Source organism: Jeotgalibacillus salarius (genome assembly GCF_004405125.1).
Taxonomy (GTDB): Bacteria; Bacillota; Bacilli; order Bacillales; family Jeotgalibacillaceae; genus Jeotgalibacillus; species Jeotgalibacillus salarius.
In genome coordinates this window covers 34258-59990 of record NZ_SORX01000005.1, presented here as the reverse complement: position 1 = coordinate 59990, position 25733 = coordinate 34258, and the positions used below count along the sequence as shown (strand labels likewise).

At 41.4% G+C, this 25733-nt stretch carries 23 protein-coding genes; 5 read left to right on the top strand and 18 right to left on the bottom strand.

Translation table 11 applies throughout. The annotated features are described in order from the left end of the window. Window positions 1-299: 299 nt before the first annotated feature. Window positions 300-980 carry a metal-dependent hydrolase gene (locus E2626_RS09665; protein WP_134381554.1) on the bottom strand — a complete coding sequence of 227 codons (681 nt, stop codon included), beginning with the start codon at window positions 978-980 and terminating at the stop codon, window positions 300-302. 122 nt (window positions 981-1102) lie between these two features. Here E2626_RS09665 and E2626_RS09660 point away from each other — a divergent pair, with 122 nt between their 5' ends. Then, entirely contained in the window at window positions 1103-2182 is a 1080-nt protein-coding gene (locus E2626_RS09660; RefSeq protein ID WP_134381553.1) for a M24 family metallopeptidase, read from the top strand. Between the two features lie 343 nt (window positions 2183-2525). Here the strand turns inward: E2626_RS09660 and ald are convergent, their stop codons facing one another. Then, a complete protein-coding gene (gene ald, locus E2626_RS09655) occupies window positions 2526-3644 on the bottom strand; it encodes an alanine dehydrogenase (RefSeq protein ID WP_134381552.1) in 1119 nt (372 codons plus the stop codon). A gap of 192 nt (window positions 3645-3836) precedes the next feature. On the opposite strand from ald, the gene E2626_RS09650 reads away from it, so the two are divergent. Together E2626_RS09650 and E2626_RS09645 are read left to right on the top strand one after the other, a co-directional pair. Beyond that, window positions 3837-5168, top strand: a complete 1332-nt coding sequence (locus E2626_RS09650; protein ID WP_244094291.1) for a purine-cytosine permease family protein — start codon at window positions 3837-3839, stop codon at window positions 5166-5168. Window positions 5169-5220: 52 nt separating this feature from the next. Continuing rightward, window positions 5221-5697: a universal stress protein gene (locus E2626_RS09645; protein WP_134381551.1), complete on the top strand. Its 477-nt coding sequence runs from the start codon at window positions 5221-5223 to the stop codon at window positions 5695-5697. A 49-nt stretch (window positions 5698-5746) separates the two neighbouring features. Here E2626_RS09645 and argH read toward each other — a convergent pair whose 3' ends face one another. The 10 genes from argH to sppA all read right to left on the bottom strand — a co-directional run bounded on the left by argH (window position 5747) and on the right by sppA (window position 15667). Further along, on the bottom strand, window positions 5747-7135 hold the full coding sequence (argH, locus tag E2626_RS09640) for an argininosuccinate lyase (protein ID WP_134381550.1): 1389 nt from the start codon (window positions 7133-7135) through the stop codon (window positions 5747-5749). Beyond that, window positions 7132-8349 (bottom strand): argininosuccinate synthase, encoded by a 1218-nt coding sequence (locus E2626_RS09635; protein ID WP_134381549.1) that lies wholly within the window; start codon window positions 8347-8349, stop codon window positions 7132-7134. Before E2626_RS09635 ends, argH begins: the two co-directional genes overlap by 4 nt. Window positions 8350-8665: 316 nt before the next feature. Next, complete coding sequence (locus tag E2626_RS09630; RefSeq protein WP_134381548.1) at window positions 8666-9499, bottom strand: EcsC family protein; 834 nt, start codon at window positions 9497-9499, stop codon at window positions 8666-8668. Between the two features lie 305 nt (window positions 9500-9804). Then, the gene (locus E2626_RS09625; RefSeq protein WP_134381547.1) at window positions 9805-10989 is read right to left on the bottom strand and encodes an acetate kinase; all 1185 of its coding nucleotides are present in this window, start codon (window positions 10987-10989) and stop codon (window positions 9805-9807) included. A gap of 504 nt (window positions 10990-11493) precedes the next feature. Beyond that, window positions 11494-12474 (bottom strand): class I SAM-dependent methyltransferase, encoded by a 981-nt coding sequence (locus tag E2626_RS09620; RefSeq protein ID WP_134381546.1) that lies wholly within the window; start codon window positions 12472-12474, stop codon window positions 11494-11496. Window positions 12475-12556: 82 nt separating this feature from the next. Beyond that, window positions 12557-13057, bottom strand: coding sequence for a thiol peroxidase (tpx, locus tag E2626_RS09615; RefSeq protein ID WP_134381545.1), 501 nt, complete (start codon window positions 13055-13057; stop codon window positions 12557-12559). Between the two features lie 63 nt (window positions 13058-13120). Beyond that, the gene (ytfJ, locus tag E2626_RS09610; RefSeq protein WP_134381544.1) at window positions 13121-13501 is read right to left on the bottom strand and encodes a GerW family sporulation protein; all 381 of its coding nucleotides are present in this window, start codon (window positions 13499-13501) and stop codon (window positions 13121-13123) included. After that, window positions 13502-14008 carry a hypothetical protein gene (locus E2626_RS09605; protein WP_134381543.1) on the bottom strand — a complete coding sequence of 169 codons (507 nt, stop codon included), beginning with the start codon at window positions 14006-14008 and terminating at the stop codon, window positions 13502-13504. It lies immediately after the preceding gene. A 136-nt stretch (window positions 14009-14144) separates the two neighbouring features. After that, window positions 14145-14651, bottom strand: coding sequence for an RDD family protein (locus E2626_RS09600; protein WP_134381542.1), 507 nt, complete (start codon window positions 14649-14651; stop codon window positions 14145-14147). 14 nt (window positions 14652-14665) lie between these two features. Then, on the bottom strand, window positions 14666-15667 hold the full coding sequence (gene sppA, locus E2626_RS09595; protein ID WP_134381541.1) for a signal peptide peptidase SppA: 1002 nt from the start codon (window positions 15665-15667) through the stop codon (window positions 14666-14668). A 138-nt stretch (window positions 15668-15805) separates the two neighbouring features. Between sppA and E2626_RS09590 the strand changes: the two genes are divergently transcribed. Next, window positions 15806-16606, top strand: coding sequence for an NAD kinase (locus E2626_RS09590; RefSeq protein ID WP_134381540.1), 801 nt, complete (start codon window positions 15806-15808; stop codon window positions 16604-16606). Between the two features lie 30 nt (window positions 16607-16636). Here E2626_RS09590 and rarD read toward each other — a convergent pair whose 3' ends face one another. From rarD to E2626_RS09565, 5 genes are all read right to left on the bottom strand, one after another. Continuing rightward, complete coding sequence (gene rarD, locus E2626_RS09585) at window positions 16637-17569, bottom strand: EamA family transporter RarD (protein WP_244094290.1); 933 nt, start codon at window positions 17567-17569, stop codon at window positions 16637-16639. Between the two features lie 252 nt (window positions 17570-17821). After that, window positions 17822-19414: an amidohydrolase gene (locus E2626_RS09580; RefSeq protein WP_134381773.1), complete on the bottom strand. Its 1593-nt coding sequence runs from the start codon at window positions 19412-19414 to the stop codon at window positions 17822-17824. A gap of 148 nt (window positions 19415-19562) precedes the next feature. Continuing rightward, entirely contained in the window at window positions 19563-19763 is a 201-nt protein-coding gene (locus tag E2626_RS09575; RefSeq protein WP_039810396.1) for an alpha/beta-type small acid-soluble spore protein, read from the bottom strand. Between the two features lie 73 nt (window positions 19764-19836). Further along, window positions 19837-21048: a tRNA uracil 4-sulfurtransferase ThiI gene (gene thiI / locus E2626_RS09570; RefSeq protein WP_208528136.1), complete on the bottom strand. Its 1212-nt coding sequence runs from the start codon at window positions 21046-21048 to the stop codon at window positions 19837-19839. A gap of 2 nt (window positions 21049-21050) precedes the next feature. After that, window positions 21051-22184, bottom strand: coding sequence for a cysteine desulfurase family protein (locus tag E2626_RS09565; RefSeq protein WP_134381538.1), 1134 nt, complete (start codon window positions 22182-22184; stop codon window positions 21051-21053). Between the two features lie 439 nt (window positions 22185-22623). On the opposite strand from E2626_RS09565, the gene brnQ reads away from it, so the two are divergent. Beyond that, the gene (gene brnQ, locus E2626_RS09560) at window positions 22624-23958 is read left to right on the top strand and encodes a branched-chain amino acid transport system II carrier protein (RefSeq protein WP_134381537.1); all 1335 of its coding nucleotides are present in this window, start codon (window positions 22624-22626) and stop codon (window positions 23956-23958) included. 71 nt (window positions 23959-24029) lie between these two features. Here brnQ and E2626_RS09555 read toward each other — a convergent pair whose 3' ends face one another. After that, a complete protein-coding gene (locus E2626_RS09555; RefSeq protein WP_134381536.1) occupies window positions 24030-25706 on the bottom strand; it encodes a septation ring formation regulator EzrA in 1677 nt (558 codons plus the stop codon). Window positions 25707-25733 lie beyond the last annotated feature (27 nt).

Below are 25733 nucleotides of genomic sequence, written 5' to 3'. Positions count from 1 at the left end.
CGCTAATCCCCGCTTTCTTCATCGTACATTCGTTCCTTTATTATAACCGCAGTGGTAAGAAAGGTTCAAATCGATGTGAAGACACAAAACAAAAAGGCTAAGACGAATATGTCTTAACCCTTCCAAATCGTTTCGCTTCGCTTCAGGCGGACGCTTTCCGCGGGGACGTCGCTGAGCCTCCTCAGCCTGCGGCTTCCGGGGTCTCAGCTATCCGTCAGATCCCGCTGGAGTCGCCACCTTACGCTTCGCTGCACTTTAATATTATTAATCAATGTATTGTTATTCACATCCAAACCTTTTTATAATTCTACATGATCTCCTGCATGCATCATTTTACCCTGTCCGTTTTTGAGCATGCTGATGAATTTTTCAGGATCCTGTTTGATTGGTGGGAATGTATTGTAGTGAATTGGTACGACGTGTTTTGCCTGGAGCAGTTCTGCAGCGTAGGCAGCATCGTCAGGTCCCATTGTAAAGTTATCTCCGATCGGGAGAAAAGCAATGTCGATTGGATGTCTGTCACCGATCAGTTTCATGTCGCCGAAAAGCGCTGTATCTCCCGCATGGTAAACTGTTTTTCCTTCTGACATAAATAAAACACCTGCAGGCATACCGGTATAAATAATTTCATTCTCTTCAGTTGTATAGGAAGAACCATGAAAAGCCTGGGTGAATTTCACTTTTCCGAATTCAAATTCATACGCTCCGCCTATATGCATCGGGTGAGTGTTCAACCCTTGCATTTCCATATAGTTAGCAAGTTCGAATGGAGCTATTACAAGTGCGTTACTTCGTTTAGCAATCTCTACTGTATCCCCTACATGATCATTATGTCCGTGTGTCAGAATAATCACATCCGGGTTCTGATCATCTGCTTTCAGGTCTGTCTGATCATTCCCATTGATAAAAGGATCCATCAAAATTGTTTTGCCGTTTGTTTCAATTTTAATAATTGAATGTCCATGGTAAGAAATTTTCATCTTCATTCCTCCTAGGTTACGGTTTCTCCCTCAACTTTTCCCTTCCTGCGAATCGTGAAACATTTACATGTGCTAAATTTAGTGATAATTTTGAACTGGCTGAACTTGAAAGGATGAGATAAATGATAAAAAAAATTCAGGCATATTTAAAAAAAGAACAGATAGACAGTGCTTTTTTAACATCAACTGAAAATGTTACATATACAACAGGATTCAGAAGTGATCCGCATGAAAGATGGCTTGCTGTTTATGTGCCGGCTGAAGGTGAGGCCATTTTAATCTGTCCGGGGATGGAAGTTGAAGATGCCGGGGCAGCCGGATGGAGCGGCCCGATTATTGGGTATAGTGACACAGAAAACCCGCTTCAATTACTAAAAGAAAACGTTCAATCTTTTAACAGCCTCGCGATCGAAAAGAATCATTTAACCGTTGAAAGATTAGAACTTCTTCACGAAGTGTTTGGGGATTTCAAAACATATCCAGCGGAAAACTTCATGAATGAATTAAGAGTGATTAAGTCTGATGACGAGCTTAAGCTGTTAAAAAAAGCTGCGGAACTGGCTGATTTTGCAATTGAAACAGCATGCAGTGAACTTACAGAGGGAAAAACAGAGCTTGATGTCCTGTCTAAGATTGAATATGAATTGAAAAAGAAAGGCATCACAGAAATGTCCTTCTCAACTATGGTGCTTACAGGTGAAAATGCATCCTCCCCACATGGTACGCCAGGAGACACCACGATTAAAAAAGGTGATTTAGTGCTGTTTGATTTAGGTGTTGTTTACAAAGGGTACTGTTCAGATATTACGAGGACAGTGGCATTCGGGGAAATTTCAAATAAGCAGCAGGAGATTTATGAGACTGTTTTAAAGGCAGAATTGACCGCCCTGGAAATGGTTAAACCTGGGGTCAAAGCGAGTCAACTTGATAAAGCCGCAAGAAAGGTCATTGAGGATGCAGGGTATGGAGACTACTTCCCACATCGCCTTGGACATGGACTTGGACTGAACGTGCACGAGTTTCCTTCTATCACATCCGAAAGTGACTTTGTCTTAGAAGAAGGGATGACATTCACAATTGAACCGGGCATCTACGTACCAAAAGTAGCCGGAGTCAGAATCGAAGACGATGTCCTGGTCACGAAAGACGGCTATGAAACATTAACAAAATTCCCTAAAACGCTGCAAACAATAAAAGTATAATGCTACACTGCTTCAACAGCAAAAGATGACCCCAAATTAGAAAAGTAGCTACTGAAAAAGTCTCGTGAAAATGTCCGGTTCATTTCCGTTTCGGGCGGAAGCTTTCCGGACGGCCTGCACTAAGCCTCCTCGTCTTCGACTGCGGGGTCTCAGCTGACAGGCTAGTCGTCCCGGAGTCCCCGCCCTCCACTGCAATGAACCTAAGCTTTCAAGAAGTCTCAATGTAATGAAAAAGAAGACAATGCTCAAGAAAAAGAGCATTGTCTTCTTTTCTTTGACTTAAAATACTCGACATTTTTCAGTGTCCTCCAGAAAAATGGGGATTTTTTTAATGTTCACTAATTTAATTAATCAGCAAGTCCCTAACATTCGCATACTCAAGATTGTGAGCTTCTGCTACTGCATTATAAGTAACAAAGCCATCGAGCGTGTTAATACCGCTCATCAGTGCATCATTATCGATGCAAGCCTGTCGATATCCTTTGTTGGCAATCTGAATGCCGTATGGAACTGTTACATTTGTCAGCGCAATTGTAGAAGTACGCGGTACTGCGCCTGGCATATTCGCAACTGCATAATGAACAACTCCGTGTTTTGTATACGTTGGGTTATCATGCGTCGTAATTTTATCAGTCGTTTCAAAAATACCGCCCTGATCAATCGCGATATCTACAATAACTGCTCCAGGTTTCATCGCTTTAATCATCTCTTCACTAACCAGTTTAGGTGCTCTTGCACCAGGGATCAGAACCGCTCCAATGACAAGGTCAGATTCTGCAACGCTATGAGCAATATTGAGTGGATTAGACATGAGTGTTGTCACGTCTTTTCCGAATAAGTCATCCAGCTGGCGAAGTCTTTCAGGATTCAAGTCGAGAATGGTCACTTCCGCTCCTAATCCTACAGCCATTTTTGCAGCGTTTGTTCCAGCGACTCCTCCGCCAATTACTGTTACTTTACCACGTGAAACACCTGGTACTCCGGCTAAAAGAATGCCCATACCACCATGGATTTTCTCAAGGAACTGCGCGCCGATCTGTGTAGCCATTCTGCCTGCTACTTCACTCATAGGTGTTAGCAATGGAAGCGAACCATTAGGAAGCTGAACTGTTTCATATGCAATAGATACAACTTTATTGTCAATCAATGCTTTAGTCAGTTCCGGTTCAGGTGCTAAATGTAAATACGTAAACAGAATCAGGCCTTCATGAAAATAACCGTATTCACTTGCAATCGGCTCTTTTACTTTCATGACCATTTCACACGACCAGGCCTCTTCTGCAGTTGCTGCAATTTTCGCTCCCGCAGCAGTGTAATCTTCATTTGTGAATCCTGAGCCTTCACCTGCTGCATCTTCAACTAATACCTCATGCCCCTGGTTCACAAAATGATATACACCGGATGGAGTGATTGCTACACGATTTTCATTATTTTTAACTTCTCTTGGAATACCGACACGCATGTAAATTCCTCCTCAAATACTGATAAAGTTTTTAACCTTCCATTACGCAGTTCCATTTTAACAAATAGCCTAACCCTTGTCCGCACTTATTTTACACTTCTAAATTGATTGACTATTCACACTTTTTGAAACCGTTTTCGTAACTACTCTAATGTGTTAAAATATCCATATTCTAATGACAGGGGTTTAATGATGACGAGTGTAACAAGTAAAAGAAAAATTCAAATTGAAACAATCGGTCTTTCTGAAGTGCCTGAATCCGAGAAAAAAACACGCTGGTATGATTATGCATTTATCCAGATGGCTTTCTCTGTCAATACAGGCAATGTCCTTGTCCCTGCCTTAGCAGTCACTGCAGGTGGCCTATCTGCCGGCTGGGCTATTGCGTCAACTTTGACTGGTGCCATCATGGCATTTATTTTAGTTTCTCTATTATCACTTCCAGGAGCAAGATACGGCCTTCCTGCTCAATATGTCATCAGAACGATGATCGGGTCCAGGCTTTCCATGCACTTTGCCTCACCTGTACGCTCTCTCACTTCATTATATTGGTTTGCAGTGCAGACAATTGGTGGCTCTATTGTTGTCCAATTTCTGCTTTTGGAATTTGCAGGGGTTTATCTTTCTCTTTATTTACTCGCTCCGCTATTTTCAATCATTATGGGCGTACTTGCTTTAATCGGTTTTGAGGCTGTAAAGAAAACAATCAAATGGTTCATTCCAATTTTATTTATCAGCCAATTGCTCATGTTGTACCTGATCATTGAATTGATCTCTCAAGACACCAGTTTAATTGCTAAAGGTGAATTTTCTCTTGGTACATGTTTCTTTTACGGAAGTCTTGCTTTTATGCAATATGTTTCCGGCGTCAGCGCTTCATCGGACATTACACGCTATGCAAAATCACCTCGTGAAGGGTTTCTTGGCGTACTTGCAGGTAATGTTGCTGGCTTTACTGTTGTGGCATTACTTGGTGCATTATTTGCTTCAGCGCTCCAATCAGTTAACCCATTTGTATCGGCCAGTCAGTTAACAGATTCTTCACCTGCTATCCTATTGATCGCTGCTGGTGCGATTATTTCAATGATTTCTATTAATCTCAGCAATGCTTATACAGGTGGTTACAGCTTGTTAAATGCTGTTCCCAGGCTTGGACGTGTTAAGAGTGCACTTATTTTCGGAGTCGCAGCAACAGCGCTAAGTCTGTTTCCTTCAATCGTTGATGAAGCAGAAAAATATATTTCACTGCTTGGTGCAGCCGTTATTCCTTTATCAGCAGTCATCATTGCGGATTATCTCTTTATTAAAAAACTGTCTATTAAAAAGGAACACCTCACCCGTTTGGGAATGGGAGGTCATTATACAAACTTCTCAGCACTGTTAACAGTAACCCTTTTTGTTCCTATATATTTACTGATACCTGACAATCTATCACCTGGTTTGATTGTATTTACTTCAGCCTGTATCTTTTATACCCTTTTACAAAATTTAGTCACAAATCAGTCAGAAATTTCTCATAATTAGCAGGAATATTGACATGATTCGGTGTAATATATAAGTAAAGGAGGCGATCAAAATGACATTAAGCTATGACCACATTCTAGTTGCCGTAGACGGCTCTAAGGAAGCGGAGTGGGCTTTTAAAAAGTCAATTGATATCGCGAAAAGAAATGATGCAACACTGAACCTGCTTCATGTAATTGATACACGCTCTTTTGCGGTTGTTGAAGCGTACGACAGAAGTGTTGCGAAGAGAGCAGAAACTTTTGCTGAAGAAATGCTGAACGATTACAAGAAAGAAGCGGAAAGCAAAGGTGTTGGAAAGGTTAATGTATTTGTAGAATACGGTTCTCCGAAAGTGCTTGTTCCTAAGGAATTTGCACATAAAGTTGAAGCAGACCTCATCATTTGTGGCGCGACTGGTCTTAATGCGATGGAACGTTTCCTGATCGGAAGTATTTCAGAGCACATAGTGCGGGCTGCCAAGTGCGATGTACTCGTTGTCCGTACCGACCAGCCTCCGGAAAAAGAAGCGAAGGATTTGGATATTTAAATAGCAAAAGAGAGAACTCGTCAAAAAGTTCTCTCTTTTTTATACTGTTTTAAGCCTTTACACTATCTTTAATAATTCCTTCAGCTTTCTTCAGCTGAATTTTAACCTGTTCAAAGCCTGTACCGCCTTCTGATTCACGTCGCTTCACTGCCTGTGCAGGTTCCAGCACATGATAGATATCATTCTGGATTAATGAAGAAGCGGCTGTCATTTCGCTTAATGGTAGGTCTTTCAGATAGATCCCCTGATTAATGCATGTCAGCACAAGCTTGCCAACAACTTCATGCGCTTCACGGAACGGCATTCCTTTAGATGCAAGGTAATCCGCAAGTTCTGTGGCATTCGAAAAATCTTCATTGACTGCTTTTGCTAATTGATCGGTCTTTATCTTCATTGTATTAATCATACCTGCGAAGATTTTTAATGATCCCATTAACGTATGAACTGTATCGAACATACCTTCTTTGTCTTCCTGCATATCTTTGTTATACGCTAGAGGAAGACCTTTCAGCACAGTCAGCATTGAGACTAAATGTCCAAACACTCTCCCGGTTTTCCCTCTCACAAGCTCAGCCATATCAGGATTTTTTTTCTGCGGCATAATACTGCTGCCGGTTGAAAAAGCATCTGCCAGCTCAATAAATTGAAATTCCTGGCTTGACCAGATAATCATTTCTTCAGAAAATCTTGAGAGATGCATGATTGTCATTGATGCGTTTGACAGAAATTCCACGATAAAGTCACGGTCGCTCACAGCGTCCATACTATTTTCATAAACTCCAGCGAAACCAAGCAATTCTGCAGAACGCTTTCTATTGATCGGAAAAGTCGTTCCGGCAAGTGCTCCAGCACCAAGCGGTGAGACATCAATTCTTTTCAACGAATCATTTAACCGCTCATAATCTCTTTCAAGCATCCAGAAGTAAGCCATCAGATGATGCGCAAATGATACTGGCTGGGCACGCTGAAGATGAGTATATCCCGGTGCAATTGTTTCCACATGCTGTTCCGCCTGTTTGACGATTGCCTGTTGTACAGAACGGATCAGCTCCTGAATTTCAATGACTCTGTTTTTTAAATATAAGTGCATATCCGTTGCGACCTGGTCATTTCTGCTTCTGCCTGTGTGAAGCTTTCCACCGACCTGACCGATTTCCTGAATCAGAAAATGCTCAAGGTTCAAATGAATATCTTCATTTTGAACGGAATATGGAAGTTCACCTTTCTGCGCTTTTTCTTTCAGCACAGAAAGGCCTTTTAGTATGTCGTTCACTTCTGATTGTTCTAATATGCCACATTCACCAAGCATAGTGACATGAGCTTCAGACCCTTCCAGGTCTTCCATTACTAAATTTTGATCGAACCCGATTGAGGCATTGAATTCATCAACCCACTCTTCGGGTGACTGCGAAAAGCGTCCTCCCCAAAGTTTACTCATGAAGTCGTCACACCTTTTGATTCCTTCTGAACCATTGAATGAACTTTCGTTGGAAGTCCCCAAAGCTTGATAAAACCAACAGCTGCAGCATGATCAAACTCGTCATCAGAAGTATAAGTTGCAAGCTTTTCATTATATAGAGAATTTGGAGAAGTTCTTCCTTCAACAATTGCGTGTCCTTTAAACAGTTTAACTCTCGCAACGCCATTTACATACTGCTGTGTTTCCTGCAAAAATGCTTTCAAAGCATCAGTGAGCGGAGAGAACCATAGTCCTTCATAAATCATTTCAGTCAGTTTCTTTTCAATAACCGGCTTAAAGTGAGCCATTTCTTTTACAAGTGTCAAATCTTCAAGCTCCTTGTGCGCCTTCATTAGCGTAATTGCACCAGGGCACTCATACACTTCTCTCGACTTGATTCCTACAAGACGATTTTCAACATGGTCGATTCTTCCAACACCGTGTTTACCTGCAATATCGTTCAGCTTCAGAATCATTGCTGATAATTCCATGCCTTGTCCATTCAGAGCAATCGGCACACCATTTTCAAATGTAATTTCAATCATTTCAGGTGAGTTTGGTGCAGTCTCAATTGAAGATGTAAGGTCATAAGCACCTTCTGGAGGAGCTGCCCACGGATCTTCAAGAACGCCGCACTCATTACTTCTGCCCCAAAGATTCTGGTCAATTGAGTACGGGCTGTCCAGGTTAATCGGAATCGGAATATTATGCTCTTTTGCATAATTAATTTCTTCTTCTCTCGACCATCCCCACTCACGTACAGGTGCCAATACTTCAAGTTCAGGGTTCAAGCCGTTGATCGCTACTTCAAAACGTACCTGATCGTTGCCTTTTCCAGTACAGCCGTGTGCAACAGCAGATGCACCGGTCTTTTCAGCAACTTCAACTAACTTTTTAGCAATCAATGGTCTTGACAGTGCTGATACAAGTGGATACTTCCCTTCATACATTGTATGAGCCTGCAGTGCGATCAAAGCAAAGTCCTGAGCGAACTCTTCTTTTGCATCAATGACATAACTGTCAACAGCACCAACCGTCAACGCTTTTTCTTTCACAAAATCAAGATCTTTTCCTTCACCTACGTCAAGGCAGCATGCAACTACCGAGTATCCCTGATCTTTTAACCACTGAATTGCAACTGATGTATCAAGTCCGCCTGAATATGCTAAAACTACTTTTTTATTTTTTGTCATTAAAATCAACCTCTTTCGTATTTTTATAAATTAATTTGTATATTTATTCTTTATATGATGAATGTATCATAACAGGCTATTTATAAAGATGCAACACATCTGAATAAAAAAATAAAAGATTAAATATTCTGATTTTATATGATTTATGATTTGTAAATATAAGTGACGGCGTATTCCAAATACTCACTGTGGAAAACCATCGACCAAGATTCCGGAAGGCTCTGCTTTTCTACATTGGTCTGATCGTTCGTCCGCGAAAAGTGAAGGAATTCCCCTGCACAGTTTATAAAAGTAAACAAAATAAAAAAGAACAGCGTTAACTGTTCTTTTCCACCAGATAGCGGTATTGATAAAATCGCTCTGCATATTCAGTTACATTTCTTGTGAGCTGATAGTTGGCAGCTGCACCGATCGCCATAGATATGACAGGGTATCCTCCTGCACGTTTATTTTTAAACATTCTGATCGCAAGCGTTTTAAAAAGCTGCAGACCCGGTCCTTCAAGCCATCGTTCATTCGTTAATTCGTCACTGCCGGTAAAGAAATAATCGCTCTGTACATTGTTTAATGTGTCTAATAGTTCATCCCAGGCTTCTCCCTGAAACTTCCTTGGTAAAGTTGATGCATGGAAAAGCTTTAATGCGATCGTCATTTCATATGGGGTGTGTACATCACGGCCATATGCAGCTGCTGTATATTGAATCGCACGTATATTAATAATCAGCAGCGCAATCAGATCACTTATAAAAGCTGCCGTTCCCCCTGACCCTGCTATACCGCCTTGAAGAAGTGAATACAGCCTGTGTCTCCCGCGCTGTTGAAGTGAGAGATAGTTAAGCTGATCAATTTTCAGTTTCCGTATATCTTCTATCTGAAAAATTGAGTCATCAAAAGCTTTTGCTGTTCTTAAAATGCTTTCTCTTTCATCCTGCTGCAGCTGGAACCCCTGCATTGTACTATGTATATGAAATAACGATGTGTCGATGTGTGAGAAAATTTCTTTTTTTAAGTCATCCGGCATTAGTGAAAATGAGCGCTCTATCCATTTTGAATAGACGTTTGTCAGGTCGTTTCCTGCAACTTTCCCAAGGGTCTGTCTCCATTGTTCTATTTCGTTTAACACTTCCTGATCGCGAGCTGTCCAACTCATCCAACCACCTCACCTTTCTTTTCCTTTATTATACTATTGAATGTTATTTAAAAAACATAAACTCTTTTAAAAACCGCTGCCCCCTTTCCGTCCGGGACTCCGCTTTCCGTGGACGAACGTCTAAGCCTCCTCAGGCAGAAAACCACTGTCCTGCGGGGTCTTAGCCATCCGTTTTTCCACAGGAGTCTACGCCCCGTACTCCAAGTGGCAGCTCAATTGCATAATTACAATGAAACGTAATAATAAACAAAAACTGCACATCTACGTTTAGTAAACAAACATAGATGTGCAGTTAGGATTCCTTATTAAGTTAAACGCGTTACATCGCGTGCGATCATGACTTCTTCATCCGTTGGAATCACTAAAACTTTTACAGGAGAATGAGGATAGTTGATGAATGCTTCTTCTCCGCGCGTTTTGTTCAGTGCCGGATCCCAGTAAACACCCATGAACTCAAGACCTTTGAGTACCTCTGCACGGATTACGTCACTGTTTTCTCCGATACCTGCAGTGAAGATAATGGCATCAACACCATTCATACGTGCAGCATATGATCCAATATATTTGTGAATACGGTTTGAGAATACATCAAGTGCTAATTTAGCACGTTCGTTACCTTCTGCTGATTGAACTTCGATATCACGCAGATCACTTGAGAAACCTGATACACCTAGCATACCTGATTGTTTATTCAGTACGTTCAGCACACCTTCTGCTGACTGATCTGTTTTTTCCATGATAAATGGAATCAGTGCAGGGTCAATATTACCGCTTCTCGTACCCATCGTAACACCTGCAAGAGGCGTAAAGCCCATAGATGTATCGATTGAACGGCCGCCTTCAATTGCAGCAATACTCGCACCATTACCAAGGTGACATGAAATTAGACGGAGCTGTTCAAGCGGACGTCCAAGCATCTCTGAAGCTCGCTGTGACACATATTTATGTGACGTGCCATGGAAACCATACTTACGGATACCGAAATCTTTATAATAGTCGTATGGAAGACTGTATAAGAAAGAGCTATCTGGCATTGTCTGATGGAAGGCTGTATCAAATACTGCAACTGCAGGTACATTTGGCAACACATTCTGGAATGCCTTAATACCTGTAATGTTTGCAGGATTATGAAGCGGTGCAAGCTCTGACAATTCTTCAAATTTCTCAATGTCTTTATCTGTAATCAAAACCGAATCACTGTATACTTCACCACCGTGAACAACGCGGTGTCCTACACCATTGATTTCATCAAGTGATTGAATAATACCTGCTGAAGTCAGCTTATCAAGCAGAAGCTTCACTGCTACTTCATGATCAGGAATATCCGTTACTTCTTTTTGCTTTTCTCCATTTACTGAGATTGTGAATACACTATCATTTAATCCGATTCGTTCGATTAAACCTTTTGTGATTACTTCTTCCTGTGGCATTTCGAAAAGCTGAAATTTCAGTGAAGAGCTTCCTGCGTTAATTGCAATGACTTTAGTCATAAAATTTAATCGCTCCTTTTATGTGAAAAACATAGGTATTAACTTTATACCCTGTTAAACAATTTACTATCCATGTTCATTTAATCACTCTAACTGAATGGCTTCAAGGGAAAGCTTGCAGTGGCAACGTTTACATGTAAAAGTGTTTATTTTCAGAAAAGTGTAAGGCGCTTGTTCAGCTTCGACAGGCATAAGACGCGGAGCTGGAGAAGGGTGCTCTTTTCTTTTTTCGCTACGTGGCTTATGACCCGAGAAGCTAGCGTCTGGAACTGGACAAAGAAAAGTAGAGGGCGCTTGCTTAGCTCTGACAGGTATAAGGCGCGGAGCGGGAAAAAAGTGCTCTTCCCCTTCTTCGCTCCGTAGCTTATGACCCGAAGGACTGGGCGCCGGAATTGGATCCATCGAAAAGTTGAAGCAGGAATATAGGGGGTGTATGTGCTGAACTGAAGCAATTAAAATAAAATCCGCATCTTCATGTTCGAATGAATAATGCGGATTTTTAACTTATTTATTCTCTTTCATCCACTGCTGTATCTTAGTCATCATCTGCTGTACGGCAGGACCATTCGAGAGTTTAGGCATTTCAGCAAGCAAGACCTGTTTTGGCGGTTTTGTATGTTCACCCTGTTTTTGCAGGATCAGAACACTTTTTGCAGACTGCTCATTTTTAAATAGGGATTGCGGCAGTTTAATCAGCCCCTGAATATGCGCTTCCTCTTTTAAGAATTCATGCAATTGTCCTGAAAGCGGAGATTCAAATAATCCGTTAGGCACAAGGAAAAATAAATATCCTCCGTCTTTAACATGTTTAAGTGACTGCTCGATAAATAAATGATGTGCGTAAGAATGGCCTTCTTTCGCCTTCAGCTTATAATCTGCTGCTCTATCATCATTCGGGTAATACCCAACAGGCAGATCGCTAACCACTGAGTCCGCCGGATCGATAAATAATGGTTCAAGTGAATCCTGTGTATATAAATGAATCGGCTGCTGCGAAAGGTTTGCGCCGGTATAGGCTAATCTGATAAGGACCTCATCAATCTCCACACCGTGTGCCACTTCAATTTTACCATTTAACTGATTCATCATTGAAAGTACCAGATTACCTGTTCCAAGTGCAGGATCAAGCAGCGTAATTTTCTCCTGACCTTCTGTGAACTTCTCAAGCAAATAGCCGATAACCATTGCAATGGAATCCGGTGTCATTTGATGATTCGGCTGGGTGTGTTCTTTCATCCCTTTAAGAACAGCGAGCTGAAAAGCTTTTCGTCTGTCATCCTGTGAGAAGGATTCAAGTGAATATTTTGCATACTGTTCTTCAAGCTTCTTCTTCAGTTTGGGGTCTGTTTCCTCCACATTGTTTGTAAACCAGTGTTCTCCTGATTCTGCGAGTGCTTCAAGGTATGAAATTGAATGAACTTCCTGCATTTGCTGAGCAGTTTCATTCAATAATGTAAAAATAGATTCTACAGGTGATATGCTCATAGGTTCGTGCCTCCTGTTTAATTTCTGACGATTCATTTTAACATGTATCAAAAAAAAAGAAAGCCATGACGGCTTTCTTACATTACGCTGCTTTTTTTGCAGCTTCAATCGCTTCATCGTAATTTGGATGATTAGTTGCTTCTTGCACATACTCAACGTGCGTAATCTTGTCATTTGTGTCGATAACGAATACCGCACGCGCAAGCAATCTCATCTCTTCAATGGCTACACCGTAAGCCTGTCCGAATGATAAATCCCGGTGGTCTGAAAGTGTAATGACGTGTTCGAGTCCATTATCACCGCACCAGCGTCTTTGAGCAAATGGAAGGTCAACAGAGATAGTCAGAACCTCAGTGTTGTTAAGCTTTGCTGCTTCTTCATTGAATTTTCGTGTCTGAGCATCGCAAACTCCTGTATCAAGTGAAGGAACAACACTGATAATTTTTACTTTTTCTGCAGAATCTTTCAGATGAAAAGGTGACAAATCATTTGCAAGAACTGTAAACTCAGGTGCCTTGTCACCTACTTTTACCTCATTGCCAAGTAATGTTACCGGATTGTTTTTAAAAGTAATAGAAGCCATGTAAATCCTCCTTCAGTATATGTATTCTTCTTCATCATACTGAAAGGGAGAAGAGGCAATCAACTAATATGTTTCATCCCGGCGAAACACATCCGATATTCTGCTGACAGCATCCGGTGCCATATCCATTAATTTTTCAAGTAAATGTGCACCCTCATTCATGTGGTGAAGATGAATACCGTCTTTGCCAACTATCAGAAATGCGACCGGGGTAATTGACACACCGCCTCCGCTGCCACCACCAAAAGGAAGCTCTGCTGCTTCTTCATAAGTAGTCTGATAATCACTTCCACCAGCTGCAAAACCGAAGCGGACGCGTGATACGGTCATAATTGTACTTCCGTCTGCCGTTTCCACCGGATCTCCTATAATCGTATTTACATCAACCATTTCCTTAAGCTGTTCCATTGCTGTCGTCATAACACCTTCGATTGGATGTTCCAACTAAGCCACCTGCTTCCTCGCTTTTTTCTGCTTCACTGTGATTCTTCTGAATAATAGAATCACGCCTGCTTTAATAAGGTGTGCAAAAGAAACCGAAATTATGCAGGTGCATGCTGCGGTAAATGGTGATGAGTAATAGATGGGATGAATTGAAATATAAGGTCGCGTATCCAGCTTTATAAATCTGGAAATCTGTTGAACAATGATTGACTGTAAAATACCAATACCTCCATTTAGCCAGGCACACCAGTCAGGTCTGTCCACTCCTACACCTGCTGATAAATGTAACGAGTCAACTTTAAATCCTTTCAAACTGTCTTTTATCCAGTGTTTCAAATCAAAAACTTTCTCTTTAATCTTTTGAAGGTTTTCTTTAACACTGTGGAGGTCATTTTTAGTAAATTTCTTATTATTGCTGTTGAGCTTATAATCAGGTTCCAAAGATAACTCAATTGGTATATGCCAGCGTTTAATTTTAATTCCTGCTACTTTGATCACGATGAACATATTAATATACTTTCCTTTCCAATCGGCATTAATATGACATTTACACCTGCACATTAAAAATAATGGGAGTAATAATAAAAAGAGCAGCTTTATCATAGATCGCACCTCTATGATAAACTGCCCTTTTATGTTTTATTTATACGTTAGCCGTTTCAGGTCTGACAACTGTTCTCTCATGAACAACCGCAGTATCCGCAAAAATATCGTGGATACCCTGCTTTTTTGGCGTAAATGCTGCAACCGCGTAAAGAATCGCCAGGAAAGGAAGTCCAAAAAAAGTAATCGAAGTGTAAATGTAGCGGCCTGCAAGCTCTCTGATGATCACAGTTATCCAGCCGGGACGTTTTCCTTCTTTTGAAACAACTCTCAAACCGAAAATCATTTTTCCAAGAGTCTGACCAAAGAATTTTGTCATTAATACAAAATAAGCAAAAAACACTATGGCTGTGACTATGTTAACGCCACTGAACATACCGCTTCCCATTTCCAGACCGCTTAATCTGAACACAGGATAAACCAATAACCCGTTAAGTGCGCCAATGACAAGCAGATCGAATAGATATGCGCATACCCGGATCCAGAATCCGCCGTAATGAGGTAGGAAAGCTGGTGTTGCCAGGTGATTTGTTTCATTCGTTTCCATTCAGCTTCCTCCTTTTAATCAGCGTACAAGTACATTGGGCGTGGTCCGCCAGTATGACTCATCACTTCTGAAAGAATTTGACCCTCAAGTCCGCCGAGCGTCTTTTGCACCTGCAGTGAAAGCAGTGAGCTCAGGTCATTTGGCATTCCATAATGGATGACAGATGCATTTTCAATGTCAAGATCTGTTTTTATTGCGCTGATCACATCTTCTTCATACCCAAATTCGTCAATCAGATCAAGCTCAAGTGCCTGAACGCCATTGTAAATACGGCCATCAGCAATCTCTCTTACTCTGTCCTCAGACATTTCACGTCCGTTTGCAATCACATCAACAAAACCATCGTAAGAATCATTTAAAATACTGCGTACGATTTCGAGGTCCTCTTCCCGCACTTCTTCTGCCGGATTCAGCATGTCTTTAAATTCGCCTGAAGTAACTGTAACGAACTCTACACCGTAATTCTCAGCAAGCTCTCCATAATTAATGCTTTGCAGAATAACGCCAAGTGAGCCTGTCATCGTTTCCCTGCTGGCAAAAATTTTATCAGCAGGCGCAGCTACATAATAACCGCCTGATGTAGCCTGTGCACCCATCGATACATACACAGTCTTACCGGCTTCTTCCTGAATTTCTAAAATCTTATCGTGAATTTGTGCACTTTCAACGACACCGCCACCTGGTGTATTGACACTTAATACGACCCCTTTAATGGAAACATCTTCTTTCACCTGGTTAAGCTGTTCCATGAAGTGAGCGTGATTATAACCGGCAGCACCAAGTAATCCACCAGTTTCACCTGTATCCTGAATCGTTCCATTTAAATCAATCACAGCAATCCGGTTAGTGGCACTGCCAGTTTCAATAACCTCTTCAGAAAGACCATCCGTTGTTTCAAACGAAGAAAACATTTCGTTAAAATCAGTCGAAAGCGCAGCTGTCGCAAAGTTAATACCAGCGGACACAATAAATAATACTCCTGCAATTCCGAGCGCAATCCATCTTTTTGTATTCATTTCTAAAACCTCCTGTATTCTCTCTCTTGTCTATACGTTCTGCTTTCAGATATGTTTCATTTCATGATACACTTTAATCATTCTTTTTGTATGCTTAATTTAACACCATTCATTAAAGTTTGATTTGGAGGGATTCACATGACTGAAAGAAGAAATATTTATTTTTACGCACGTAAAACTGAAACTGCAAAAGAGCACCTTCGTATGCTTCAGGAACTTGCTGAACGTTACAACTTCACCGTTGTTCAGGACTATAAAAAAGCTAATATTATTGTAAGTCTTGGTGGTGATGGTGCATTTCTTCAGGCTGTCAGAAAAACCGGATTCAGACAGGACTGCCTCTATGCAGGCGTGTCAGACTCAGGTAAAAAGAGCCTCTACTGCGACTTTCATGTAGATGACATTTCATCTATGATTGAAGCGATGACACAGGATCAGATTGAAATTAGAAAGTACCCTACAATTCAGGTTACAGTTGATGATGAAACAAGCTTCCTTTGTCTGAATGAATTCAGTATCCGCTCTGGTATCATTAAAACATTCGTGATGGATGTACATATTGATGACCTGCACTTTGAAACGTTCCGTGGTGACGGCATGATTATTTCGACACCTACAGGAAGCTCTGCATATAATAAATCAGTTGGTGGCGCTGTCGTGGATCCAATGCTTCCATGTATGCAGGTAAGCGAACTCGCTTCTGTGAACAGCAACAGGTTCCGTACACTTGGTTCGTCATTTATCCTGAGCGGTCAGCGAAAGCTTCGACTTTCAGTCACACAGGATGGCAATGACTACCCTGTTATGGGCCTCGACAACGAAGCGCTCGGGATCAGCCATGTTAATCACGTTGATCTGTCATTAAGCGACAATCTCGTTAAAACTGTAAAGCTGAAAGATAATTCTTTCTGGGAAAAAGTGAAGAGAACATTTTTATAACAGTAAAGCTGCGGGATTCCCCCGCAGCTTTTATTGTTTTCTGCGCAATCTCGTCTGTCTTGACAGCCTCATTCTTGAAACTGTAAAGACAGTCAGACTGAGCCAAATAAATATAAATGATATTAAATCAATTGCTGTAAAAGGTTCTCCATATAAAAACACCCCGAGAATCAATGTAAGTGTCGGTGCAATATACTGAAGGAAACCGACCATAAACAGCGGAATCCGCTGAGCGCCATTCGCGAATAATAGCAGTGGTATAGCAGTTACTGCTCCGGCACCAATTAACAATAAATCCGTGCTTAATGACACGTGCAATATTGATAAAACTTCTGTTTGTTGCAAATAGCCAAGATAAAGAAGTGCAATCGGCATAATCGTCATCGTTTCGAGTGTTAAACCAATTGCTGCATTCACGCGCAGCATTTTCTTCACAAGCCCGTAGAGACCGAATGAAAATGCCAGTGCAAAAGCGATCCAGGGGAAACTGCCATATGAAATGGTTAATATCAATACACCTATAAGCGCTAAAATAAAAGATAAAACCTGTGCTTTCGATAGAACTTCCTTCAATACAAAAACACCTAACAAAACAGAAACCAGTGGGTTAATATAATACCCCAAACTTGCTTCTACCATTTGTTCTGAATTCACTGCCCATATGTATACAAACCAGTTAATGCTGATCAAAACAGATGCCGTTACTAAAGCAGCAAGCAGTTTGGGTCTTTTGAAAAGAGAAAGTGCCTCTGTTTTAAAGTGGTTGAACTGCTTTGTTGCAATCAGCAATACGAGCATAAACCAAAATGACCAGAAAATGCGATTTGCCAGAATTTCATCTGCCGATACATGCTGAACAAACTTCCAGTAAAGCGGCAGTAATCCCCATAATGTATAAGCAAGGGCAGTATAAATTATGCCTCTTCTTTCTTCATTCTCCATCATACCGCCCCGTTCTACCATTCAATTCACACCATTAGATAAGTTAATGGCTAATCTCGAATTTTTACAAGGATTAATTAAACATATAACCCCTTTTAAAAAGTTGTTTTACCTTCTCAAAGACATTCAGCTGGCCCTCGTAGTGGAGGACGGAGACTCCTGCACCAGTAAGGACAGACGAGACCCCGCAGGCGCGAAGCGGTGAGGAGGCTCGTCCGGACGGGTGCGGAAAGCGCAGTCCTCCATGGAGAGGGGCAGCGGTTCAAATAATCATCATTTTTTTGAGTAAACCGTCTTTCCATCCACGATTGTGCGTTCGACATCCATTGTAAGCAGACGATCCGGATTTTCTTTGAACGGATCCGCTTCTAGTACAGTAAAGTCTGCAGCAAAACCTGGCTTGATAATGCCTCTGTCATGTTCGTGATGACAGGCGAACGCACTCCCTTTAGTGAATAGTGAAATGGCTTCATACATTGATAATTTTTCACTTTCACCATACACTGTTTTATTTTCATCCTCCGGCTTTGTACGCGTAACCGCTGCATGAATGCCTAGTAGTGGTGCCACCGGTTCGATTGGTGCATCTGAGCCTCCGGCAAGTGCAATTCCTCTGTCCATGAGTGTTTTCCATGCATAGTTCCATTTCATCCGGTCTTTTCCTATTCGGACTTCTACCCATGGAAAATCTGAGGGCACAAATCTTGGCTGAATATCCAGCACAATCGGCAGCTTCTCTGCTCGCTTGATTAATTCTTCATCAAGGATCTGTGCGTGGATCAATCGATCTCTTTCTCCATTGGAAGGAAACGCTTCAATTGCATCAATGATATATTCAAATGCCTGATCACCAATTGTATGAACAGCAACCGGCATATCGTACTGCCTCGCTTTCCAAACGAGCTGTTTTAGTTTTTCAGGTGAATGGATTGCGACGCCTTTTTCACCCGGGTCATCTGCATAACCATTTTTCAGGAGTGCGGTCCGCCCTCCAAGTGCTCCGTCGGCAAAGATTTTCATTGCACCAAATTCAACGTAGCGTGAACCTGATCTGAACGAGTGCCCCTGCCTGTGCCAGTCTTCGATTACATGGTGATGTACCAGCAGATGTGCACGGAAAGGACGTCCATCTTCTTCAATGACTTTCTGGAATGCACGGTACGTTCGTGTAAAATCACCATAATAGCTTAAATCTTCAGTATGACCTCCTGTTAACCCGAGAGACCACGCGTGTTCAAGTGCTGTTTTTAATGCAGTTTGAATATACTCTTCTTCAATAGGTGGCAGTGCAGGAATCATTAAATCCTGTGCCTGATCCTTTAATTGTCCGGTAAGCTTCTCTTCACGCCGTTCAATCACTCCACCTTCAGGGTCAGGAGTCCCGGCATCAATTCTTGCAAGAAATAACGCAAAAGAATTAACCACAACTGCATGCCGGCAAATTCTTTTTAAAATTACAGGATGATCCGGCGCTGCCTCATCCAGTTCTTCCGCAGTTGGTACTGATGAATCCTCCCATTGGTTTTCATTCCAGCCGTCACCCTGAATCCATTCACCTTTTGATAATTCGCGGGCTTTTTTTCTTACGGCTTCAAGCACTTCGTTCTTTGAAGTCATGTCGGACAAATCAAGTCTGAGTAGCGTTTCCCCTACACCAACCAGATGTAAATGGCTGTCCACAAAACCGGGGAACATGGTTTTTCCGTCTAAATCCACTGTCGTTATTTCTTCACTTCCTGCAGCAGACCTGACTTCTTTTTCAGATCCAACCGCTTTTATTTTACCGTTACTTGTTAATAAGGCATCGACCGTTGTATGTTCATTTTCCATTGTATAAATTGTTCCATTTTTAAAAAGCTGCAGCATATGTAATCCCTCTACTTTCGACACATTTATACTCAGTGTACAAAAAATATTTCGAAAGATGAAGTGTTTTCACTTTAAATCTGTATTGAGGAATGGCAAATCGTAAAAACAGCAGGCGCCATAATGGACACCTGCTGTTTTTTATTCATTATTTCTGGTATCCGCTAAGCTGTTGTTCAGCCATCTGAACTAGACGCTTAGTGATTTCCCCACCTACTGAACCGTTTGCGCGTGCTGTAGAGTCAGCTCCAAGCTGTACGCCAAACTCAGTAGCAATTTCGTATTTCATTTGATCAAGAGCTTGTTCTACACCTGGAACAACAAGCTGATTTGAGCTTCTGTTTGCCATGTGCTATCACCTCCTTGTGACTATAGAATGTGCAATAACACACGGCTTATTAATGGTAAATGTTCACAAGAGTTTAAAAAAGGTCAATTTCTTCATCTTCATCTGACTGATAACCGGGTTTTAAGGTGATTACTTCAGTATTTTCGACAGCTTCCCGGATCATTTCATCAAAATCAATAAAGCTTTCGTAGAATGCAACTTTTTCAGTTTTGGGCCTTGTTTTCGGGGCTGCAGGCGTAAAAATTGTACAGCAGTCTTCGTAAGGCAGAATAGACGTTTCATACGTGCCGATCTTTTTTGCGATCTCTATAATATCCGTTTTATCCGAAGCAATCAGCGGGCGCAAAACGGGTGCATGTGTAACGGCATTGATCGCCTCCATACTTTCAAGTGTCTGACTTGCTACCTGACCGAGACTTTCACCTGTTACAATCGCTCTTGCCCCTGTTTTATTCTTAATCTCATCTGATATACGGAGCATCATTCTTCGCGTTGACGTCATTGTGTAATTTTCAGGAACCTGCTGGTGAATAGTCTGCTGAATTTTTGTAAAAGGTACAATATGAAGTTTAACTGAACCAGAAAATCCTGCAAGCTCAGATGCCAATTGTTTTACTTTTTCTTTAGATTTTTCACTGGTAAATGGCGGACTGAAGAAGTGAACGGCCTCCAGTTCGACACCTCTTTTCATCATCTGATATCCTGCAACAGGACTGTCGAGGCCTCCTGATAGCATCAGTACTGCTTTATTTCCTGAACCGATTGGCATTCCGCCTGCACCCTGGATCGTTTGCGCCGACAAATACACCGCTTCACTTCTTACTTCAACAGTCAGTTCAACTTCGGGTTTTTTCATTTCAACTTTTAAGCCAGGGACCTCTCTTAGTACGTGAGAACCGATTTCGTAATTCAACTCGTTTGTATCCAGCGGATAATTTTTATCAGCTCTTCTCGCTTTTACTTTGAATAAAGTACCTTCTGTTGCAACTGACTTCACAAGCTGTGAAGCATGATTTTTCACTTCATCCAGATCTCTTCCTGATTTCACTACCGGACTGAATGATTGAATACCGAAAATAATTTTAAGCCTGTCCATGATCTGATCTGCTTCATCAGCATTGTTCAGCTCTAAATGCATTCTGTCTCTCCCTGATTCAATATGAAACCGGGTGAGATCTGAACATGCATCTGCTATATTTTGCTGGAGTCGTTTGATAAATTTATTACGGTTCCTTCCTTTAGTAGAAATTTCCCCGTAACGGATTAATATCCGGTCTATTTGCATGATTACTTTACTCCTTTCAGTAATGGCGGAATGACTTCCTGCCAGGTCCTGATAAATTCTTTTATGTCCTTTTCTGACTGCATGGCACCCAGACTGATCCTTACAGCACCGCGTATATCTTGATCATTAAGTCCACATGCAGAAAGCACGTGGCTTTTTTTGTTTAATTTAGATGAACATGCGCTTGAAGTGGTGATATACACTTCTCTTTGATCAAGTGCATGTACGATCACTTCGCCTGTTAATCCCGGTACTGCAATTGATAAAATATGAGGAGCAGCATTGTGTGAAGAAATGACTGTCACCTCATTTTGACCTTCAAAAAAGCGTCTCAGCAATTGATTATAAACAGACAGCCTATTGAAAGCGTCTTCCCGACTTTCTGAAGCAAGACGCATGGCCTTAGCGAGTGCCACCACTCCAGCTGTATTCAGAGTTCCGCTCCTGAACCCTTCCTGCTGTCCTCCGCCAATCATTTCCGGCGTGATGCTCAGACCCTTTTTAAAAGCAAGCAGGCCGGAACCCTTTAGCCCATGAAATTTATGCGCTGACAAAGTAATCAGGTCCAGACAATCAAAGTCCGTCGGAAGTTTCCCAAAACCCTGTACAGCATCTGAATGAAAGCGTGCGCCAGACTGGGCTTTAATGATCTCACCAGCTTCTTTTATTGGCTGAACACTGCCAATTTCATTATTCACATACATGATCGAAACAAATATCGTATCTTTTCTTAACGCCTGTTTAAGGCCATCTAAAGAAATCACGCCTGCTTCATTTACAGGTAAATAGGTCACGTCAAAACCTTTTTTCTCAAGCTCCTTAAACACTTCGAGTACAGATGGATGTTCGATGACAGTTGTGATTAAATGCTTTCCTTTTGCTGCCAATGCATGAACAGAACCTTTAATCGCAAGGTTATTTGATTCAGTCCCTCCCGATGTAAAAATGACATTACAGTCAGCGATTCCTGAAAGGTCGCTGCACTGCTTTTTTGCCTTCACAAAAAGCGAAGAAGCTTTTTCACCAAACCGGTGAATGGATGAAGGATTACCATAAAACTGTTCATTTACCTTTATATATGAAGAAACAACTTCCGGATGAGGCTGAGTCGTTGCGCTATTATCCAGATAAATCATGATTATCACTCTTTCTTTAAGCATTACTTCTCTAATAAACCGCTGATGATTTCCGTGGAAGACTTCGCTTTCCTGCCCCCGGGCGGTTAGCCTCCTCGAGCTTTGCTCTGAGGGGTCTCACCTGTCCCTTCCTGGGGCGGGAGTCTACGTCTTCCACTCCAATCAACAGCTTTGTTTCGTAGTTGAAATTATCAATTAAAATATAGAACACAACTAATCAAATTTGACCTTGAAACGGGCTGATATATATATCTGAATTTTAAATTTCCTAAACCTTATTAATCCTAACATATCTCTGTACACAATGTTATTTGGAGAATGATGCGGGATGAGTATACACAATTTTCTCTTTTTTTAGACTTTTGTTATATTCGACAAATTCCAACATTTCTATGATATGATGTTGCGGTAAAAACAAAGAACTTTGGTGGAGGGTATTATGAATAGCAATAAAATAACTTTTGGCAGCGTTTTCACGATTGGCCTTATGCTTTTTGCGCTCTTTCTTGGTGCAGGTAATATGATTTTTCCTCCTTTACTGGGTCAGCAGGCCGGAGACAGCAGCTGGATCGCAATTGCAGGTTTTCTACTGACAGGAGTAGGACTTCCGTTATTAGGTGTCATCGCCATTGCAAAGTCAGGGGGCAGCCCACTGGATCTGGCAAGTCGTGTACACCCAATTTTCGGAATAATCTTTACAATCATTCTGTACCTGGCAATTGGACCGTTCTTTGGGATTCCGAGGACAGCAACTGTTTCATATGAGATTGGCGTACTACCATTCCTTGCACAGGAATCGGCTGGCGGCTGGTCACTGCTGTTATTTTCAATATTGTTTTTCACCGTTACAGCATGGTTATCACTTAATCCCGCAAAACTTGTCGATAGAATTGGTAAACTACTTACGCCTGTTCTTGTCGTTATCCTCGCAGTACTGGTCGGAGGAGCGTTTATTAATCCGATGGGTGAGCCGGGACAAGCTAGTGGGGGATATGTCGATTCACCTTTTATAACAGGCTTTTTAGAGGGATACTTAACGCTTGATGCAATTGCAGCTTTGGTATTTGCCATTGTCATCATATCAGCGATACAGTCCAAAGGGGTTTCTGATCGCAAGCAGATTGTCAAAGCAGTAACGATGGCAGGGATGATCGCCGCAACCGGATTGGCCGCTGTATATATCTCACTCAGCTACCTTGGTGCAACAAGTCTTCATGCAATCGGGACACAGAATAATGGCGGCGCTTTGCTTTCTTCATCTGCAAATTACCTTTATGGACCTTCTGGCGCTATTATTCTGGGAATCGCGATTGGTGCAGCTTGTCTGACGACTTCAATTGGTCTTGTTTCTGCTGCATCATCTTATTTTTCAAAAACCTTTCAAAAAGTATCATACAAAAAATTCGTTTTATTTTTCTCCATTTTCAGTATGTTAGTTGCAAACATTGGACTTGCACAGCTGATCGCAGTCTCAGTCCCTGTTCTGGTCATGATTTATCCGATGACAATTGTGTTGATTTGTATGGCCTTTCTTGATGGATTAGTTAAAGGAAAAAGATCGGTCTACATTGGCGCGATCATACCAACATTCATTTTAGGTGTCAGTGACGGTCTAGCTGCAGCAGGGTTTACAGCAGTTGCTTCCGCTTTTTCATTTTTGCCATTAATGGACCAAAGCTTAGGCTGGATTATACCTGCTCTTGTCGGTGGGATCATCGGCATGCTGATTCCATCGTCGTCTCGTTCAGCCGCTTCAGCCAATTATTCGAATTAAGATTTACAAGCAATGTAAAAGAGCAGTACTCCCTCCGTTTGGGATGTACTGCTCTTTTTGGTTTAGCCTGTTTACAATGAGTCGATCTTTCTGAGTGCACCCGGTTCAATTTTTTCAATCGATTCAGCTGCCTGCTCTAGCGCATTTTGGTAATCACCATTTCTAAATAGAAGTTCCGCTTCGTTCAAGCCAATGAACACTGTTTCATGACGACTTCTATACCTGTTGCCATATTGAATGACTTTTTCAGCCTGTGCTGCCGCCTGAATCATTTCTTCAGTATTTTCCGAGAAAGTTTCAATCATTTTTTCCGTTGTCAGCGTATGCTGATTGATTGCTTTCATATTCATAGGACGTTCAGCAAGGTGTGAATCAAGCGCTTCGATCTGTCTGATGATATCTTTTCGTTCTAAAAACCAGAATTCCGGGATTTTCGGAAGGTTCGCACTATCAACTATTTTCTCCTGATCTCTAACTGTTTTAATTTGATATTCCTGCTGTTCTCTTGCTGACAGTTCATCACTTCTGAGCTGCTCTAACTCTGAAGCATATTTTTGATGTTCTTCATTAATGATCAACAGCTGGCTTTCCATCTTTTCAATTTCTTTCAGTACTGCTGAATACGGATCAAGCTGTTTTTCCAGCTGTTTGTTTTGCTGTTCAAACTCTTTTGAAAGTTTCTCCAGCTGATTTTCTTTATCTTTAGGAAGGTCAAGGTCATGTTGATCGAGCTGATACCCCTGCCGCACATAATCCATTTCACGTATAAGCTCTTTATTTTTACTATTTGAAGCTTCAAGCAGTTTACTGACATGATCCTGTTTTCCAGGTAAAGCAGTTCTGGCATTGACTTCTTCTTCAAGCGCAGTGAAAGCAGCGTCAATTTTTTTCTGAACTTCCACTCTCAGTTCTTCTGCTTCAATAAACTCCAGTCTGACTAAATGCTTTTCTGCCTCTTTCAGTTTATTCTCCAGTTCCAGACAGTTTTCTTCAAGCGCGAGATGATGAATTGGATATGCCTGCTCACCCATTTCCCTGCACGCATCTTTTAATTCAGAGAGCTCATGAGGAAGTTCATCAATTAAATCATCAGCCAGCTCCGGAGCAGCTTCCATCATTAATTTGATGTCATTCATTTCAGAAGTTAAATATAGAACAGTTTCTCTGGCCTGAAGGTAATTACCTTCGACCGTTAGTTGATGATATTCATCGAGCTTGGGCTCAAGTGCCTGAATTTTACGTTCAATCGGTTCAGCAGTTTTCCCAAATTGTGTGCGGCGGTTTCTTAATAAAGACGCTGCTTCTTTATGGTCAGCCTCTACGATCTGAATTTCTTCACGATTCTTTTCATCACTACCCATTAATTCTTCGAGCTCGGTTAAGATTTCATTCATATGTTCTTCTGCCTTGTTCAGTTCTTCCGCAATTTTTTCACGGACTTTACGTGATTGTCCAAAATTGAATTTGTCGATATATTCTTCAGCATCAAATAGCATACTGTCCACTTCTGCTAATTGCTTATCAACAATATTTGTCCAGGATTCTCTCCATTTTTCGAAGAGCGCCTCAGTTTGTCCATTCATATTTAACTGTTTCACTTTTGTCATTTCTTCAAGCACTGGTCTGTGTTGTATGTCCAGTTTTTGTTCTTCAAGTTTATCGACTTCTTTATACTGCTTTTTTCTTAAAATAAAAGCAGTGATGATCAATATGATTACTAAAATGACGGATCCAATTATGTACTCCATCTAATGCCTCCTGTTCAAGCAGCCGGG